The organism is Rhodococcus sp. NPDC057014 (assembly GCF_042673295.1).
In the GTDB taxonomy this organism is placed as follows: Bacteria; Actinomycetota; Actinomycetes; order Mycobacteriales; family Mycobacteriaceae; genus Rhodococcus_F.
This window is the reverse complement of record NZ_JBHUSF010000199.1, coordinates 1-16523: the sequence shown is the minus strand read 5'-3', so window position 1 is coordinate 16523 and position 16523 is coordinate 1. Positions and strand designations below refer to the sequence as shown.

The window sequence follows — 16523 nt, the reverse complement described above, 5'->3', positions numbered from 1 at the left end:
TCGTTGGACAGCGTGTTGAAATTCGGGGGGAAACCCGACAACGCCAACCGCAGATTTCCGCCGTCGCGCAGTTCACTGGGGTCGTGCGGATTGATGTCGTTGGTGGTGCCGAGCGACCCGGATCCGGCCCCGGCGCCGCCGGTGTCCGAACCCCCGCAGCCGGCGAGAACGAGGCCGACGGCCAGAAACGATACCGCGAGGCGGGTGCGCGCCGAACGAATCCTCATGGATGTGCCCTTCCTCGAAGTTCGCTGACCCTAGTGTGCCAAATCGGTCGGATCCGGAACGGGGATTGCCGCGAGCAGTGCCCGGGTGTACTCGTGCTGCGGATCCTCGAAAATCGTCTGCGCGGCCCCCGACTCGACGATCCTGCCCCGGTACATCACCGCGACGTCGTGCGCGATGTTGCGGACCACGGACAGGTCGTGGGAGACGAACAGGTACGACATGCCCCGCTGCTCCTGCAGGTCGCGCAGGAGGTTGAGCACCCCGGCCTGGATGGAGACGTCGAGCGACGACACCGGTTCGTCCAGGAACAGGAGCTCCGGATCGAGGGCGAGCGCCCGGGCGATGCTGATCCGCTGCTTCTGACCGCCCGAGAAATCGGCCGGATACCGGTCGGCGTGCTCGCGTCGCAACCCGACCAGGTCGAGCAGTTCCGGTACCCGGCGGCCGATCTCCTCGCGCCCGCGGCCGTCCAGCCGCAGCGGCTCGGCGAGCACGTCGAACACCGGCAGCCGGGGGTCCAGGGACGCCGTCGGGTCCTGGAAGACGACGGCCAACTTCCGCCGGAGAGCGCGCCTGCGATGGGCGCTCAGCGCCGCCACGTCGGCACCCAGCACCTCGATCGACCCGGATTCCGGCGCGGACAGGTCGAGGACCTGCGTCAACGTCGTCGACTTGCCCGAGCCGGATTCGCCCACCAACGCCAGCGTGCGGCCGGCACGAATGTCGAACGTGATGCCGTCGACGGCCCGGATCTCGCCGCGCTTGCGGCGGAACACCACACCGCTGGTGATCGGATACGTCTTCACCAGGCCGGTCACCCGCAGCACCACCCGGTCGTCGGGCGTCCTCGCGGGAGGGGTAGGGGCAGACCGGTCTCGCCGGTACGCCGTGAACAGGTCGCGGGTGCCGGCCTCGTCGACGCGGATGCACGCCGCCCGGTGGCCCGGTCCGGTCGCGACGAGTTCCGGTTCGGCGAGCAGGCAGGCATCCACGGCGAGCGGGCAGCGCGGCGCGAACGTGCAACCCGGTGGCAGCGAATGCGGTGCCGGCGGGGCACCGGCGATCGAGACCAGGCGGCTCCGGATCGGCGCGTCCATCCGCGGCACGGACACGAGTAGTCCTGCGGTGTAGGGCATCCGGGGTTCGGCGAACAGCTCCCGCACCGGCGCCGATTCCACCACCCGGCCCGCGTACATCACCACCACGCGGTCGGCGAGGGTCGCCGCGATGCCCATGTCGTGGGTGATCATCACGACGCCGGCGCCGGTGAGATCACGCGCCTTGCGCAGCAGGTTGAGGATCTGCGCCTGCACGGTCACGTCGAGGGCGGTGGTCGGTTCGTCGCAGATGATCAGCGCGGGATCGTTGGCGATCGCGATGGCGATCACCACACGCTGGCGCATGCCGCCGGAGAACTCGTGGGGAAAAGCCCTGGCGCGCACCGTAGGATCGGGGATCCCGACCAGATCGAGGAGGTCGACGCCGCGCTGCTCGGCGTCCTTCCTGTTGCTCGCCCGGCCGTGAACGAGCAGCGCCTCGGCGATCTGGTCACCGACCCGGTACACCGGCGTCAACGCGGACAGCGGGTCCTGGAACACCATGCTGACCGTCTTCCCGCGCAGCGCCGACAGTTCCCGGTCTCCCATGCCCAGTAACTCACGGCCCTGCAACCGGATCGAGCCGGTGACGCGCGCGTGTTCGGGCAGCAGACCCATCACCGCCAGGGACGCCACCGACTTGCCCGAGCCCGACTCACCCACGATGGCGAGCACCTCGCCGTCGGAGACGGTGTAGCCGACATCGCGGACCGCCTCGATCCGGCCTTCCTCGCTGGGAAAGCTGACCCGCAGGTTCTCGATGTCGAGCAGCGGGTGCCCGGTCACCGCTTCGCCTTCTTCCTGCTCTTGCGGGAGCGGGCCCGCTTCGAGGTGGGGTCGACCGCGTCGCGGAGTCCGTCGCCCACCAGGTTGGCCGACAGCACGGTGATCACCAGCAGTCCGCCTGCGAACATGAACAGCCACGGGTAGGTGAGGGCGGATTCGGTACCGTCGGCGATCAGCGACCCGAGGGAGATGTCCGGTTTCTGCACGCCGAACCCGAGGAAGCTGAGTCCGGTCTCGGCGAGGATCGCGGCGCCGACGTTCAGGGTCGCGTCGATGATCAGGATCGACGCGATGTTCGGGACGATGTGACTGGTGATGATCTTGTGCGTCGGTGCCCCCATGTACCGGGCGGCCTGCACGAATTCCCGCTCGCGCAGGCTCAGCGTCATTCCCCGGACCATCCGGGCGGTGATCATCCAGCCGAACACCGCCAGTAGCAGGATCAGCAGGACGATCGAACTCGACGACTTCAGCCGGGGAGTGAACACGGCGATGATGATGAAGCTGGGAACGACGAGCAGCAGATCGACCAGCCACATGATCACCCGATCCGGCCAACCGCCGACATACCCGGCCAGCGCACCGACGAGCGCCGCGATGGCGGTGGAGAAGAGCGCGACGCAGATGCCGATGATCAGCGATTTCTGCAGCCCGCGCAGCGTCTGTGCGAGAACGTCCTGCCCGATCTGGTTGGTGCCGAACGGATGTTCGGCGCTGGGCGGCTGCAGCAGCGCCGTGTAGTCGAGTTGCTGATAGTCGTAGGGGAGCAGGTACGGTCCGACGAAACTGGCGACGAACAGCAACAGCAGGACGCACACCCCGGCGATGGCGGGTTTGTTCCGGAGAAACCGCCGGAACAGCAGGGTCCGGCGACCGACGGCCGACACCGCCGCATCGGTGGACGCGATCTGGATCTCGGTCACCCGACACGCACCCTCGGGTCCAGCGCCGCGTACACGACGTCCGAGAGCAGCCCTGACAACAGCACGATCAGCCCGGTGAACGACGTGATCGCGACGACGATGTTGGTGTCCTGATTGTCGATGCCGATCACGATCCACTCGCCGATGCCGTGCCAGCCGAAGATCTTCTCGGTGAACGTGGCCCCGACGACCAGCGCCCCGAACCCGTAGGCGAACAAGGTCGCCATAGGGATCAGCGCCGTCCGGAGTCCGTGCTTGAGCAGTGCCGCCCGCCGGGTCAGGCCCTTCGCCCGCGCCGTCCGGATGAAGTCGCTCCCCAGGACGTCGAGCATCGCGTTGCGTTGATACCGGCTGTACCCGGCGATGCTGCCCAACGCCAGCGCGATGGTCGGCAGCACCAGATGCTGCACCCGGTCGACGAACTGCGGCCAGAACCCGGTGATCGTGCTGGCCGAGGATTCCCCGGTGTACAGGAAGATCTGGCTGCCGGTGGCCGAGTTGATCTGGAGAGCACCGTATTTCAGCAGGGTTGCCACCAGGAACACGGGCGCGCTGAGAATCAGCAGCGACACGACGGTGCTGAAGTAGTCGCTGAACTTGTACTGCCGGATCGCCCCGGCGGCGCCGATCAGCACCCCCAGCACCGCGCCGATGACGGAACCGAGGATCAGCAATCGCATGCTCACCAGGATCCGGCGGCCCAACTCGTCCGACACCGGCTGACCCGTGATGGTGGTGCCGAAATCGCCGTGCACGACGCCGCCCAGCCAGTTCGCGTACCGCACCGGGATCGGGTCGTCCAGATGCAGTTCCGCGGCCTTCGCGTCGATCACCGATTGCGGCGGCCGGGGGTTGCGTTGTTCCAGGCTGTCGAGCGGGCGGAAGGTGAGGGAGGTGAGGCTGAACGTCAGGAACGACGCCAGCAGCAACAGCACCACGTAATTGAGCGCACGTCGTAGCAGGAATCCGGTCATCGGTCCCCCTCGCAACTAGGACGCTACGAAGTATAGGAGCGCGCCTCCGGCGGTCGGCCCGACTCGGCGAAACGGGTGCCGGGCCCGGATTCCCCGCCACGCACGTCGCGTCGTCGCTTGTTAGCGTTGGCGGTGTGACAATTCGTGCCGGCGCCGTCGAACCGGTGACGCGGCGCACGGCACACCTCACCGGGTACGACGAGTACGCCGTGACGGTCCCGCGGTCCGGTGATCGTGCGGTCGTCGCGGTGCCGCGCGGGGCGACACCGTCGGCAGTCGCGTACTACCTGCACGGGCGGACGGGGGACGAGAGGTCGATCGACGACCGCGCCGGACTGCGGGACGGACTGCTGGACGCCGGATATGTGGTCGCGAGCCCGTACCTGCACGGCGACCTCTGGGGTAACCGGTCGGCGCAGGACGCCGTGGTGGCGCTCGACGCGTGGGTGTCCCGGCGGTGGCCGGTGACACGGCGGTTCCTGATCGGCGAGTCGATGGGCGGCAATGCCGCCGCGAACGCCGTGCGCCTGCGCGAGGTGCCGTGGGACGGTGCGGTGTTCATCGCCCCGTCGCTGTCGCTGCGCGCGGTGTGGGAACGAGGTGAGCACGGACGCGATACCGTGCGGGAGGCGTTCCACCTGTCCGCGGACGGGCACGACCTGGAATCGACGACCCAGCGGTGGGACGCCGTCCGGCACCGGCCGGGAGATTATGTGGGAGTACCCATTCGGGTGTACGCCTCGCGGGAGGACGACGTCGCGAACATCACCGGGGTCACGGGGCCGTGGGTCGAGATGATCCGCCAAGGCTCGGGCTCCGTCGAGTTCGTCGAGGTGAGCGGCCCGCACGTGTCGGACGACCACTTCCGGGCCGCGGAGATCGTGGAGTTCTTCGGGACGCTCCGGTGAACGCGGGGAGGCCTTCGCGGCGAAGGCCTCCCCGCCCGTTCACGCCTCGGTGCGGTGCGTGGTGTCGAGGCGGAAGATGTTGGTGAAGAAATCCTTGACGGCCTGGATCTTCTCGTTGGTCAGGTCGATGGCGTGGCGACGCGATTCTTCGAGCGCGGTGGGCATGGAGGCTTCCTTTCGTCGAGGGGGCACAGCATGGCGATCGACAGTCTGCCCCAACATGCTGACGCCCGCATGACGAACAGGTGTCGCGCATGCAACTCGAACAGCAAGCGGGGGAGCGTGTTCGGTTAACCTGGCACGATGACGACGAGCAGCGCGGACGGCCGGGTCGCGATCACCTACTGCACCCAGTGCCAATGGTTGTTGCGTGCAGCATGGATGGCGCAGGAACTACTCGGCACGTTCGGGCAGGAACTCGGCGAGGTCGCACTCGTCCCCGGCACCGGAGGCATCTTCCGGATCACCGTCGACGACGACCTGATCTGGGACCGCAAAGAGCAGGGCGGCTTCCCGGACATCACCGTCCTCAAGCAGTTGGTGCGCGACCGGGTCGCGCCCGACCGCCACCTCGGGCACAGCGATCGGAAGACCCCCTGACGTCAGATCCCGACCGCCCGCTCCAGCACGCGCAGCTCGTGGCCGAGCCGGGCCGGGATCGACTTCAGGTCGGGCACGGCGCTGCGGCAACCGGTGACACCGAACGAGATGATGTCGTCGTTGCTGGTGCACGTGATGTTCAGGCCCTGGCCGTCGACCGGCACCGACAGCGGGTAGATCGCGTCGAGCCGCGCACCGTTCCAGTACAGCGGTGAGCTGGGGCCGGGAACGTTGGAGATGATGAGGTTGAACGGCGGGCGCACCCGCGAGTTGTGCCCGAACAGCATGCTCGCGCCGATCGGTGCCGCCCCGAGCGCGCTCATCGCGAGGATCTGCGTGGCGGTCATCGAGCCATAGGCTTCCTTACCCTCGCGCATGGAGGTCCGGATGGTCTCGAGCCGATCCGCCGGCTCGCGCAGGTGGGTGCCGAGGTTGCACATGAGCACCCCGATGTTGTTGCCGGTCGCCGCCTCACGCTGACTCTTCAGCGACACCGGCACCATCGCGATCAACGGCTCGGCGGGCAGGGCGTTCTGATCCTCGAGGTAGCTGCGGAGCGCCCCCGACGACATCGCGAGCACGACGTCGTTGATGGTGCTGTCGGACAGCTTGGCGACCAGGCGGAGACGTTCGAGCGGCCACGACTGCGCCGCGAACTGGCGGGCGCCGGTGATCGGCACGTTGAACGGGGTCTTCGGTGCGGACAGGGCGAGCGGACCGCCCTGGTCGCGGAAGGCGCGGGAAACGGTGCCGGCGAGTGCGGGCACGAGACCGGCGACCTCACCGACCGTCTCACGGGCGGTGCGGATGGTGGAACCGGCGAGACCCGACAGGCTGAACCCCTTCGACGGCGTCCGCTGCGGGCGGGGACCGCGCGGCTGCCACGGAGCGGGCACGTCCCGATCGTCGGAATTCTCGCTGAGCGCGTTGCGCAGCATCTTCATCGCGGTGACGCCGTCGGCGACCGCATGGTGGATCTTGGTGTAGACGGCGAACCGTCCGTCGCTCAGTCCCTCGATCAGGTGCATCTCCCACAGCGGGCGGCTGCGGTCGAGCAGCGATCCGTGCAGCCGTGAGCACAGGGCCATCAGCTCGGCCTCGCCGCCGGGGGCGGGCAGTGCGTCGTGCCGGATGTGATGGCCGAGGTCGATGTCGTCGACGGTCTCCCAGCTCCACTGACCCAGAGACGAGAAGGACCGGCGGGCCCGCTTGGCGAGCCGGGGTGTGACGATGCCGTCGCCCTCGGCGAGCGCGCGGTCGAGCATCGCGCGCATGTCGTAGGTGTCGGCGCCTTCCGGAAGCTGGAAGATCTCCACGCCACCGACATGCATCGGGTGCTCTCGGGACTCGCCGAGAAGGAACATCGAGTCGAGGGGGGACATGGGGAGCGGCATCTATTGCCCTTTCCATCCCGAAGACGACTTCCCGGATCGCAGGAGGGCTCGTCTGTGGTCTGAGGTAACGGGAGATGGTGACGTTCCGTTTGTCAGGGACCACCACCGGATAACTAATTGATATGGGACAGGTCACGAAAGCGTGACGCTCGTATTTCTACAGGTTTCCCGTGAGCCATGCCACTAGACAAGCGTCCAGTTGGGCGGGTGTCATTCGGGCGATGTACACCGAAAGTGAACTCCGTGTGAACATCCCAATTTTGTGCACTCAGTGCGGAATTCGCGTTTCCGAAACTGCCTAGGGCCGAAAGTCCCTACTCGGTAGCCAATGTGGCGTGAACAAGCCGTGTGTAGTTGTAAAGCGCGTGTCGTTCAAAGGACCGGCTCTCGTCGGAACTCTGCTGGCGGAGAGTGGTTTTCGCTCCGGCGAGTCCCGCACTTACCGAGCGTTCGAACTGCCGGCCGCTCGGCCTCGTGGTGATGGGCGGTCCGACGGGGCGCCGTCGACGACGTTACCCACCCGCAACCTCCGGGAGAGCGAAACTTCATCAAAAAAATTTCGGACGCCGGTCTCCCGGTGCTCGGGATCTGCCACGGCGCGCAACTTCTCGCCGCCTCCTTCGGCGGCGCGATCCGGTGCCGTCGGCGCCGTGGTGCGGAACCTGATCGGTTCGATCCTCGACCTCGCCGAGAGCTGACAGAATCGGGCGCGCGGTCGCCGATGAGTTTTGCGCACCGCCGTGGTCTGTATCGATGACTTCCGCACTGGGCGGAACCCGAGAAGGAGAATCACATGTCCCGGATGCTCTTCGTGAACCTGCCGATCAAGAACCTCGACGCAACCAAGCAGTTCTTCGGCGGACTCGGCTTCGAGTTCAACGCCACGTTCAGCGACGACTCCTGCACCGCCATGGTGATCAACGAGTCCACGTCCGTGATGCTCCTCGTCGAGTCCCGGTTCAAGGACTTCATCGAAGGCGGCATCTGCGACACCTCGAAGGCCGTCGAGGCGCTGCTGTGTATCTCGGCCGACAGCCGCGAGGAGGTCGACAGTCTCGTCGACAAGGCCCTCGCTTCCGGTGGCTCGGCGTGGGGCAAACTCCAGGACGAGGGCTTCATGTATGGCCGCGCGTTCCGTGACCTGGACGGCCACGTCTGGGAGGTCATGTGGATGGATCCGGCCGCCGTGCCGGCGTAGGGATCAGGCGGGCGGGGTCTCCGGCAGTCCGAACTTCTCGAACAGATCGACGTCGAAGAAGCAGACGACGTGGGAGACCCCGTCGGCCGTCACGTCCAGGACGTGCAGCTGAAACGGACGATGGACCCCGTCCTCCCCGCGCATGTACAGGCCGAGCGCCGGCTGTCCGTTGGCCACCGTCGGCACCAGTCGCATGTCGCCTCCAGTCTTGGCCGGGCACTTCTCGCTGACCAGGGTGCCGATCGCGGTCCCGCCGCGGTACCAGCCCTCGAACGGCGGCATCTCCCAGACGGCGTCCTTGGTGAACAGTTCGACGATCCCGTCGATGTCGTAGTTCTCGAACGCGGCCACGTAGCGGTCGAGCAGTTCGCGTTCCTCGGGGGACTCCGGTTCGACGAGCGTGTCCGCCGACGGTGTGGCCAGTTCGAGTTGCGTCCGGGCACGCTGCAGCAGGCTGTTGACCGCCGTCGTGGTGGTACCGAGGGCCGTCGCGACCTCCGACGCCTTCCACTGCAACACGTCGCGCAGGACGAGAACGGCGCGCTGACGTGCAGGAAGATGCTGAAGGGCCGCGATGAACGCCAACCGCACCGACTCGCGCGACGTCACGACGGTGGCGGGATCGCCGGCGTCGTCGTCGATGAGGCGGTTGGGGAGCGGCCCGAGCCACGGCACCTCGTGTCGTTCGACGAGTTCGGCGGTCGGATCGGAGTCGGGAGCGCCCAGCCCGCTCGGCAGCGGACGCTTCGACCTGTTCTGCAACGCCGTCAGGCAGGTGTTGGTGGCGATCTTGTACAGCCATGTCCGCAGCGATGCCTGCTGCTGGTAGCCCTCGTATCCGCGCCAGGCCCGGATGAACGTCTCCTGCATCTGGTCTTCGGCGTCGTGAAGTGAGCCCATCATGCGATAACAATGGGCGAGCAACTCGCGCCGGTAAGGGTCGGCGAGTGCGAGGAATTCCCCGTCGAGCGACTGCGCAGCCGTCATGGTTGGAGCTTACTGCGGCCATCCGACAGATGTCGGGCCCTCACGCTCGCCGACCCGGTGTTCAGCCCCAGTTCACCATCGGCTGACCCGTCTCGAGCAGCGTCTTCATTCCGCTCAGCACCTCGTTCCAGCCGCCGCCCGCGCCCTCCGGTTCGTGCCTGCCCGCGACCATCTCCGCCAGGCCCGGCGCATTGGTGAGGTCGTGTGTGACAGTCAGTTTCGCGACTCCGGGCCTGCTCGACTGCACGATCTCGTAGGTCAGCGTGGTGAAACCCTCCACGTTGTCGGCGTCCATCAGCATCCGCCACGTCTGGACCAGTTTCTTCGGCGGATCGGATTCGATCACCTCGCCGTCGACGATCACGTCCGGAACGCCGGGGTATTCCTTCATCGCGTCGTCCGCACGCGTGCGGAACGTCCCGCCCGCGCGGAGGTCGTAGTCGACGAGGCCGCCGTACCCGTACTGCTGCGACCACTCGGGCTTCGTGATGGCCTCCCAGATGGCCTCCGGGGTCGCCTTGATGTAGACGGCGTAGATCTGGATTGCGTCGGCGGTAGTCATTTCTCTTCCTCCAGTTCGGATTTCAGCTGAGCGAGCGCCGAGGTGTGACGCTCGGTGTACTTGTCGATCCACCGGTTGTGGATCAGCTGTATCGGCACAGGATTGAGGTAGTGAAGTTTCTCCCGGCCGGAGCGGCGCGTGACGACGAGTCCCGCGTCTTCGAGCACACGCAGATGCTTCATGACCCCGAATCGCGTCATCTCGACCTGCGACTCGAGCTCGGTGAGCGTCTGACCGTCCTGGGCGAACAATCGGTCGAGTATCAGGCGGCGGGTCGGATCGGCCAGCGCCTTGAAGACGTGATCGTCGTCCATGCATCGAGAATAGGTGACCATTTAGTCACATGTCAACGGTTGTGCGGCTTCGCCGCCCGTGAGTACTTGTTAACCGCGGGCGGCTAACAAGTACTCACAGGGGAAGTTCGCACGTGGTTCACGTGCCCGCCACGGTGCGTCCACGAACCCGGGCACCGCGGTACCTACCGTCCTGAGGATCCGGTTCGTCACCATGGAGGTTTCAGACAGTGTCCACTGCACCACTCAACCGCCGCGGATTCCTCGGTCGCACCGCGCTCACCGGACTCGGTGTGGCACTCGCCGGAAGCGTCGACGCCCTCGTCCGGCCGGCGTTCGCGTCCGCGGCACCGGGACAGGCGATCGGCTACGGACCGCTCGTGCCGGACCCGAACCGCATTCTGTCGCTCCCGGTGGGCTTTTCGTACACCGTCGTCGCCCGGTCGGGCGAGACGCAGTTGGACGGTGGCGTGCCCGTGCCGAGCGATCCCGACGCCATCGGGGTGTTCGCGCGACCCGGCGGTTCCACGCTCGTCACCAATCACGAGATCGGCAGCGACGAACCGTTCGGCGTGCCCGCTCTCGACGGATTGACGTACGACACGGGCGCGCGCGGCGGCACGACCACGACCGCGGTCGGCGCCGACGGCGCACGGCAGGGCCAGTACGTCAGCGTCGCGGGCACCGTGAACAACTGTGCGGGCGGCATCACCCCGTGGGGGACATGGTTGACCTGCGAGGAGACGGAGGCTCGCGCGGGGGAGGGCGGGTTCCTGCTCGACCACGGTTACGTCTTCGAGGTCGACCCCGCGAGCCAGGAGGCGAACAGGGACAAAAGTCCTGTGCCGCTGAAGTTCCTGGGCCGGTACGCGCACGAGGCGGTGGCGGTGGATCCGGCGTCGAGCACCATCTATCTGACGGAGGACGCGTCGGGGCCGAACGGACTGTACTACCGGTGGACGCCGCCGCAGGGCTTCCGGGGCGGGCCGAACGAGCTGCGCGAACTCGCCCAGTCTCCGGGCGGCGACACCGCAGGCGCACTCCAGGCGATGGCCTGCTTCCAGGACGGAACGCACGTCCCCGACCTGTCGCAGGCCACCGAGCCGGGCACCGTGTACTCCGTGCAGTGGGTCGGTGTGCCGGACCGCGACGCGACGAGCACGTCGGTGCGGAAGCAGTTCGGGGACGACGTCGTCACCCGGAGTCGCAAGCTGGAGGGGCAGTGGTGGGGCGACGGCGGCGCCTACTTCGTCGCGAGCTACGCACGGACCAGCGACGGCAGCGTCGCCGAGCACGACGGCCAGGTGTGGTTCTTCGACCCGGCGAAACAGACGGTCACCTTGAAGATCCTGTTCGGGGTCAATCCCGATCCCGCCGTCGACACCGGGAACTACGACGGGCCCGACAACATCACGGTCTCGCCGTACGGTGGCGTGATTCTCGCGGAGGACGGCGAAGGGATCAGCCACCTCGTCGGTGTCACGGCGGAGGGGGAGCCGTTCGCGATGGCCCGGAACGAGTTGAACGACAGCGAATTCTGCGGTCCGGCATTCAGCGCCGACGGGAGGACCCTGTTCGTGAACATTCAGTCACCGGGGCTGACACTGGCGATCACCGGTCCGTGGCACCGCCCCCACCTGTGAGTACTTGTTAACCGCCCGCGGTTAACAAGTACTCACAGGCCGGAGGCAAAAACCCAGCCACGGAGGGCGAGGAACCGCAGGCCGCCGACCACGGCGCTGACGGCGACGACGAGCGCGACCTGCACGAGGCCGTCGGCGCCGGGGAAGAGCGTGTGCAGGACGGCGAGCGCGAGGGAACTGACGGCCAGCCCGATCAGCGCGAGCGTTCCGCCCTCCCACTGTGCGACGAACCAGCGGACGCGATCCGCGGCGCGGAACGTGAGCCGCCGGTGGAGTTCGTTGGCCAACATCGAACTGGTCACCACGCCGACCAGGTTGGCGACGAACGACCCGTACACGTCGAGGGTGAAGAACGCGAGAGCGTAGAGCACATTGCTCGACGTGCCCACCAGGGTGAACCGGGTCAATTGAGCGAACACGCCGCCGGCCCGCCCACGTAGAGGGGGATACGTGGGCGAGCCGACGGCGTCGTGGAACTGAACGATCATCTCATTCAGCGGATGAGGGCACCGTTGCCGGTGTCCGTCACGTGGCCGCCACCGAGGACGCCGGCCACTTGCTCTTCACTCAGTCCCAGCTCGCGCAGGCGATCCCAGACCTCGTCGAATTCGACGAGCTTGGCACCCAGATCGTTACGCAGCCGGTTGACCTCGTCGCGGATCTTCTCCGCTTCGTCGATCGCTTCCAGCGTCCGCTCCGGCTGGGGCAGGAGCATGGACAGGAGACGGTCCCGGGCGTCGGCGCTCAGCCCGGTGAAGGGCTGATGCTGATCGGCGGGAGCCTCGTGCCTGCCGCCGCGGACGTCGGACGACTGGATCGGCGCCGTGTCGGATTCGAGTGCGTACTCCGGGACGGGGGCGTACTCGGGTTCCTGGACGGGCTCCTGCTCGCTCGACAGGTCGATGGTGCGACGCAGCGGGCGGTTGGGGATCAGGATGACGGCGATCAGGGTGACGACGGCGACGACGGCGGCGATCAGGAAGATCCGCCCCGTCGCGTCGCCGTATGCGGCGCGGATGACTTCCCGGACGGGGGCGGGCATGGACGTCAGGTCCAGGCTTCCGCCGCCGCTGCTCGATCCGGTCGGGATGCCGAGCTTGGCGAAACCGTCGGCCGACAGGTCGGCGACGCGGGTGGCCAGCACCGAACCGAGAACCGAGACGCCGATCGCGCCACCGAAGGTCCGGAAGAAGGCGACCGAGCTGGATGCCGCACCGATGTTCTGGACGCTGACGGTGTTCTGCACCGCGAGGACCAGGTTCTGCATCAGCATGCCCATGCCGAGACCGACGATCGCGATGTACGTGCCGACCAGGGTCAGGTTGGTTTCGTGATCGATGGTGCCGAGCAGTCCGAAGCCTGCGATCATCAGGACGGCGCCGCCGACGACGAACGGCTTCCACTTGCCGAAGCGGGTGATGAGCTGTCCGGATCCGACCGTGCCGATGAGCATGCCTGCGACCATCGGGATGGTGAGCACTCCGGCCATGGTGGGGGTGTAGCCCCGCGAGGTCTGGAAGTACTGGCCGAGGAACGTGGTGGAGCCGAACATTCCGACACCGACGGCGACGGACGCGATGATCGCGAGTCCGGTGGTCTTCTCCGTGACGATCTTGAGCGGGATGATCGGCGACTTGGCCTTGGCCTCGACGAGGATCGTCGCGGCCAGCAGCAGCACACCGGATCCGACGTACAGTGCCGTCTCCCGGGAGAACCACTCGTAGTAGCCCGCCTTGCCGGCGAACGAGACCCAGATCAGCAGGATGGACACACCGGCGGTCAGCAGGAGGGCGCCGAGCCAGTCGATGGAGACGTCGTCCTTCTTCTCGGTCGCGAGGTGCAGCGTGCGCTGCAGCAGGAACAGTGCGATGACGGCGAGCGGGACGCACACGAAGAAGCACCAGCGCCAGCCGAGGGGGCTGTCGACGATGACGCCGCCGAGGATCGGGCCACCCGACATGGACACGGCCATGACGGCGCCCATGTAGCCGGAGTACCGGCCGCGTTCACGGGGCGAGACGATGGTGCCGATGATGGCGACGACGAGTGCCGTCAGGCCACCCATGCCGATGCCCTGGATGACACGCGCGGTCAGCAGGATCGGCACGTTGTGCGCGAATCCTGCGATCACCGAGCCGATGACGAAGATGACGATCGCGCTCTGGACCAGGACCTTCTTGTTGAACAGGTCGGCGAGCTTGCCCCAGATGGGGGTCGAGGCGGCATTTGCGAGCAGTGCGCTGGTGATGACCCAGGCGTACGCGGTCTGGGTGCCCTTGAGGTCGCCGATGATCGTCGGGAGTGCGGTGGCGACGATCGTGCTGCTCAGCAGTGCGGTGAACAGTGCTGCGAGCAGGCCTGTGAGGGCTTCGAGGATTTGGCGGTGCGTCATGGCCGTCGTTTCTTCAACCGGCGGCCGAGTCTGTGTTTCGGTCATACGCTTTGTGTTCCAATCGGGTTCGAGCTCGTGACGATCCGGTGTTCTGGATCGAAGAGTGTTTCCTTCAGGTGCCGGATGGATTCGAGTGCGGTTGCTGCCTCGGTTTCGTTCCACCCCGTCAACAATTTCTGCATTCGCGCGGCACGTTGCGTTCTCACGTGCTTGACGTACGCCATTCCCTCCTCCGAGACGCGTATTCGGAATGCGCGCCCGTCGGCGGGGTCCGGGTGGCGGCTGACGTAGCCGGCCTCCACCAGGTCGGTGATCTGGCGACTGAGTGACGACTGGCCGACGCACAACTCGGTGGCGAGTTCGTTCTGCCGGCATTCCCCCCGGGCCGCGAGGACGAGGAGGACCCCCGTGAGCGCGCGTGGAATGTGGCCGTCGGCTTCCGACATCAGGGCGTCGCGAAGCACTCGGCCGAAGAGGAAGACCTCGTCGATGAGTGCTTCGGTGGTGTCCAGGGATACGGAAGGCACTGACGTGACGGACATGGCAACCCCTGAAGGACGACTTACTTGATGCAAGCAACTATATACATCGTTAGTGCAAGCAAGTAAGTCTTTTCGGTGTCTGGTGCATCACAACCTCGAGTGACCTATTATCTGCGTATGAATGCAGATAAGCGCGTTTGCCGGCGCAGACTCGACGAAGACCAGGTAGGGCTGGTGGTCGAGGTCTTCCGCATGCTGGCCGACGCCACCCGGGTGCAGGTGCTGTGGCAGCTCGTGGGCGGCGAACTGTCGGTGAACGAGCTGGCCGAACGGGTCGGAAAGCCGGCGCCGTCCGTCTCGCAGCACCTCGCGAAGCTCCGGATGGCCCGCCTTGTGCACACCCGGCGGGAGGGCACGTCCATCTACTACAGCGTCGCCAACGAGCACGTGCAGCAGCTGGTGACCGACGCCGTGTTCAACGCCGAGCACGCAGGCCCCGGCATCCCCGGGCACCATCGCGCGTCGGGCGACCTGCAGGTCCTCCACGACGGTGCGGATCTCGCCGCAGAGGAAGGTGCGTCATGAACGGCCACGACCAGGGCCACGGCCACGGGCACGGGCACGGCCATTCGGGCGGCGTCCGCGGGGCGCTCCGCGAGATCTTCGCCCCGCACAGCCACGACTCCGCGGACAGCGTCGACGACGCGCTTGAGGCCAGCGAGATCGGCATCCGGGCGGTGAAGATCAGCCTGCTGGTGCTGGGCGTCACCGCGCTGGCCCAGATGGTCGTGGTGGTGCTGTCCGGTTCGGTCGCGCTCGCCGCCGACACCATCCACAACTTCTCGGACGCGCTGACGGCGGTCCCGCTGTGGATCGCGTTCGCCCTCGGACGGCGGGCGGCCACGCGGCGGTTCACGTACGGCTACGGCCGGGCCGAAGACCTCGCCGGGTTGTTCGTCGTGGTGATGATCGCGTTGTCCGCGGTCGTCGCGGGCGTGGAGGCCACCCGGCGCCTGCTCGATCCCGTGCCCATCCAGCATCTCGGGTGGGTGGCGCTCGCCGGGATCATCGGTTTCGCCGGCAACGAGTGGGTGGCGCTGTATCGCATCCGGATCGGCCGCCGGATCGGTTCCGCGGCCCTCGTGGCCGACGGACTGCACGCGCGCACCGACGGATTCACCTCTCTCGCCGTGGTATTGGGCGCAGGCGGTGTCGCGGCCGGGTTTCCCCTCGCCGATCCCGTGGTGGGCCTGGTGATCACGGCCGCGATCCTGCTGGTGCTGCGGACCGCCGCCCGCGACGTGTTCCGGCGACTGATGGACGGCGTCGACCCCGGACTGGTCGACGCCGCCGAACGGGCCCTCGCCGCCGAACCAGGAGTGGTCGGGGTGCGGAGCGTGAAGATGCGCTGGATCGGGCACCGCCTGCACGCGGACGCCGAACTCGACGTCGACCCCTCGACCAGCCTCGGCGACGCGCACCGCGTCGCGCACACCGCGGAACACACGCTCACCCACTCGGTCCCGAAGCTGAGCACCGCCCTCATCCACGCCTACCCGGCGCACGACGTGGAGGCGGCAGGCCGGGCGGGGTGACCCGCCGCTACCGCGGGTCGGGGCCGGTGGCGACCGGACGTCCGGGATCCGACGACCACTGCGACCACGACCCCGGGTACAGGGCGGCATCGATGCCGGCGAGGGCGAGCGCCGCGACCTGATGGGCCGCCGTCACACCCGATCCGCAGTAGACGCCGACCGGACGTCCGGGCTCGGCGCCGACCGCGGCGAACCGTGCGCGCAGCGCGTCCGCCGGTACGAACCGGCCGTCGGGCCCGAGGTTTTCGGACGTCGGGGCACTGTGGGCGCCGGGAATGTGGCCGGCGCGGGTGTCGACCGGTTCGGTCGCTCCCGAATACCGTTCGGCGGCACGGGCATCGAGAAGGTCTCCGCGGTCGGCGAAGTCGGCGGCCTCGTCCGCGGTCAGCGTCGGCAGGTGGCCCGCGGTGAGCACGACGTCGCCGGGGACTCGCGCCTGTTCGTCGCCGGATCGGACGGGC

At 67.4% G+C, this 16523-nt stretch carries 19 protein-coding genes and 1 pseudogene; 7 read left to right on the top strand and 13 right to left on the bottom strand.

Annotation, left to right across the window (positions count from 1 at the left end; genetic code table 11):
* The 4 genes and pseudogenes from ACFTZB_RS29860 to ACFTZB_RS29845 all read right to left on the bottom strand — a co-directional run.
* Window positions 1–227 (bottom strand): annotated as a pseudogene (locus ACFTZB_RS29860) (ABC transporter family substrate-binding protein); the annotation flags it as partial.
* A 30-nt stretch (window positions 228–257) separates the two neighbouring features.
* Window positions 258–2111: a dipeptide ABC transporter ATP-binding protein gene (locus ACFTZB_RS29855; protein WP_378436894.1), complete on the bottom strand. Its 1854-nt coding sequence runs from the start codon at window positions 2109–2111 to the stop codon at window positions 258–260.
* On the bottom strand, window positions 2108–3034 hold the full coding sequence (locus tag ACFTZB_RS29850; protein WP_378436892.1) for an ABC transporter permease: 927 nt from the start codon (window positions 3032–3034) through the stop codon (window positions 2108–2110). Before ACFTZB_RS29850 ends, ACFTZB_RS29855 begins: the two co-directional genes overlap by 4 nt.
* On the bottom strand, window positions 3031–4008 hold the full coding sequence (locus ACFTZB_RS29845; RefSeq protein ID WP_378436889.1) for an ABC transporter permease: 978 nt from the start codon (window positions 4006–4008) through the stop codon (window positions 3031–3033). Before ACFTZB_RS29845 ends, ACFTZB_RS29850 begins: the two co-directional genes overlap by 4 nt.
* A 134-nt stretch (window positions 4009–4142) precedes the next feature.
* Between ACFTZB_RS29845 and ACFTZB_RS29840 the strand changes: the two genes are divergently transcribed.
* Window positions 4143–4916, top strand: a complete 774-nt coding sequence (locus tag ACFTZB_RS29840) for an alpha/beta hydrolase family protein (RefSeq protein WP_378436887.1) — start codon at window positions 4143–4145, stop codon at window positions 4914–4916.
* 39 nt (window positions 4917–4955) lie between these two features.
* Here ACFTZB_RS29840 and ACFTZB_RS29835 read toward each other — a convergent pair whose 3' ends face one another.
* Window positions 4956–5081 (bottom strand): hypothetical protein, encoded by a 126-nt coding sequence (locus ACFTZB_RS29835; RefSeq protein WP_255314952.1) that lies wholly within the window; start codon window positions 5079–5081, stop codon window positions 4956–4958.
* A 138-nt stretch (window positions 5082–5219) separates the two neighbouring features.
* Between ACFTZB_RS29835 and ACFTZB_RS29830 the strand changes: the two genes are divergently transcribed.
* Window positions 5220–5516, top strand: coding sequence for a SelT/SelW/SelH family protein (locus ACFTZB_RS29830; protein ID WP_378436885.1), 297 nt, complete (start codon window positions 5220–5222; stop codon window positions 5514–5516).
* A 2-nt stretch (window positions 5517–5518) separates the two neighbouring features.
* On the opposite strand, the gene ACFTZB_RS29825 is transcribed toward ACFTZB_RS29830, so the two are convergent.
* Window positions 5519–6910 (bottom strand): wax ester/triacylglycerol synthase family O-acyltransferase, encoded by a 1392-nt coding sequence (locus ACFTZB_RS29825; protein ID WP_378436883.1) that lies wholly within the window; start codon window positions 6908–6910, stop codon window positions 5519–5521.
* Between the two features lie 577 nt (window positions 6911–7487).
* Between ACFTZB_RS29825 and ACFTZB_RS29820 the strand changes: the two genes are divergently transcribed.
* Window positions 7488–7667 (top strand): hypothetical protein, encoded by a 180-nt coding sequence (locus ACFTZB_RS29820; protein WP_378436881.1) that lies wholly within the window; start codon window positions 7488–7490, stop codon window positions 7665–7667.
* A gap of 36 nt (window positions 7668–7703) precedes the next feature.
* Complete coding sequence (locus ACFTZB_RS29815; RefSeq protein ID WP_015889204.1) at window positions 7704–8108, top strand: VOC family protein; 405 nt, start codon at window positions 7704–7706, stop codon at window positions 8106–8108.
* A 3-nt stretch (window positions 8109–8111) separates the two neighbouring features.
* Here the strand turns inward: ACFTZB_RS29815 and ACFTZB_RS29810 are convergent, their stop codons facing one another.
* The 3 genes from ACFTZB_RS29810 to ACFTZB_RS29800 form a co-directional block, all read right to left on the bottom strand.
* Complete coding sequence (locus ACFTZB_RS29810; RefSeq protein ID WP_378436878.1) at window positions 8112–9095, bottom strand: sigma-70 family RNA polymerase sigma factor; 984 nt, start codon at window positions 9093–9095, stop codon at window positions 8112–8114.
* 61 nt (window positions 9096–9156) lie between these two features.
* On the bottom strand, window positions 9157–9657 hold the full coding sequence (locus ACFTZB_RS29805) for an SRPBCC family protein (protein ID WP_124390441.1): 501 nt from the start codon (window positions 9655–9657) through the stop codon (window positions 9157–9159).
* Window positions 9654–9971: a helix-turn-helix transcriptional regulator gene (locus ACFTZB_RS29800; RefSeq protein ID WP_087559690.1), complete on the bottom strand. Its 318-nt coding sequence runs from the start codon at window positions 9969–9971 to the stop codon at window positions 9654–9656. The genes ACFTZB_RS29805 and ACFTZB_RS29800 overlap by 4 nt, the downstream gene beginning before the upstream one ends.
* A 209-nt stretch (window positions 9972–10180) precedes the next feature.
* Here ACFTZB_RS29800 and ACFTZB_RS29795 point away from each other — a divergent pair, with 209 nt between their 5' ends.
* Entirely contained in the window at window positions 10181–11593 is a 1413-nt protein-coding gene (locus tag ACFTZB_RS29795; RefSeq protein ID WP_378436876.1) for an alkaline phosphatase PhoX, read from the top strand.
* A gap of 32 nt (window positions 11594–11625) precedes the next feature.
* Here the strand turns inward: ACFTZB_RS29795 and ACFTZB_RS29790 are convergent, their stop codons facing one another.
* The 3 genes from ACFTZB_RS29790 to ACFTZB_RS29780 are packed head-to-tail and all read right to left on the bottom strand — an operon-like array spanning window position 11626 to window position 14527.
* The gene (locus ACFTZB_RS29790; RefSeq protein ID WP_378436873.1) at window positions 11626–12081 is read right to left on the bottom strand and encodes a GtrA family protein; all 456 of its coding nucleotides are present in this window, start codon (window positions 12079–12081) and stop codon (window positions 11626–11628) included.
* Between the two features lie 5 nt (window positions 12082–12086).
* A complete protein-coding gene (locus ACFTZB_RS29785; protein ID WP_378436871.1) occupies window positions 12087–14030 on the bottom strand; it encodes an MDR family MFS transporter in 1944 nt (647 codons plus the stop codon).
* Entirely contained in the window at window positions 14027–14527 is a 501-nt protein-coding gene (locus ACFTZB_RS29780; protein ID WP_378436869.1) for a MarR family winged helix-turn-helix transcriptional regulator, read from the bottom strand. The genes ACFTZB_RS29785 and ACFTZB_RS29780 overlap by 4 nt, the downstream gene beginning before the upstream one ends.
* A 117-nt stretch (window positions 14528–14644) precedes the next feature.
* On the opposite strand from ACFTZB_RS29780, the gene ACFTZB_RS29775 reads away from it, so the two are divergent.
* Together ACFTZB_RS29775 and ACFTZB_RS29770 are read left to right on the top strand one after the other, a co-directional pair.
* Window positions 14645–15052 carry an ArsR/SmtB family transcription factor gene (locus ACFTZB_RS29775; RefSeq protein WP_378436867.1) on the top strand — a complete coding sequence of 136 codons (408 nt, stop codon included), beginning with the start codon at window positions 14645–14647 and terminating at the stop codon, window positions 15050–15052.
* Window positions 15049–16062: a cation diffusion facilitator family transporter gene (locus ACFTZB_RS29770; protein WP_378436865.1), complete on the top strand. Its 1014-nt coding sequence runs from the start codon at window positions 15049–15051 to the stop codon at window positions 16060–16062. The genes ACFTZB_RS29775 and ACFTZB_RS29770 overlap by 4 nt, the downstream gene beginning before the upstream one ends.
* 7 nt (window positions 16063–16069) lie before the next feature.
* On the opposite strand, the gene ACFTZB_RS29765 is transcribed toward ACFTZB_RS29770, so the two are convergent.
* Window positions 16070–16523 (bottom strand): sulfurtransferase (locus ACFTZB_RS29765; RefSeq protein WP_378436862.1); only part of this gene is annotated, 454 nt, incomplete at its 5' end.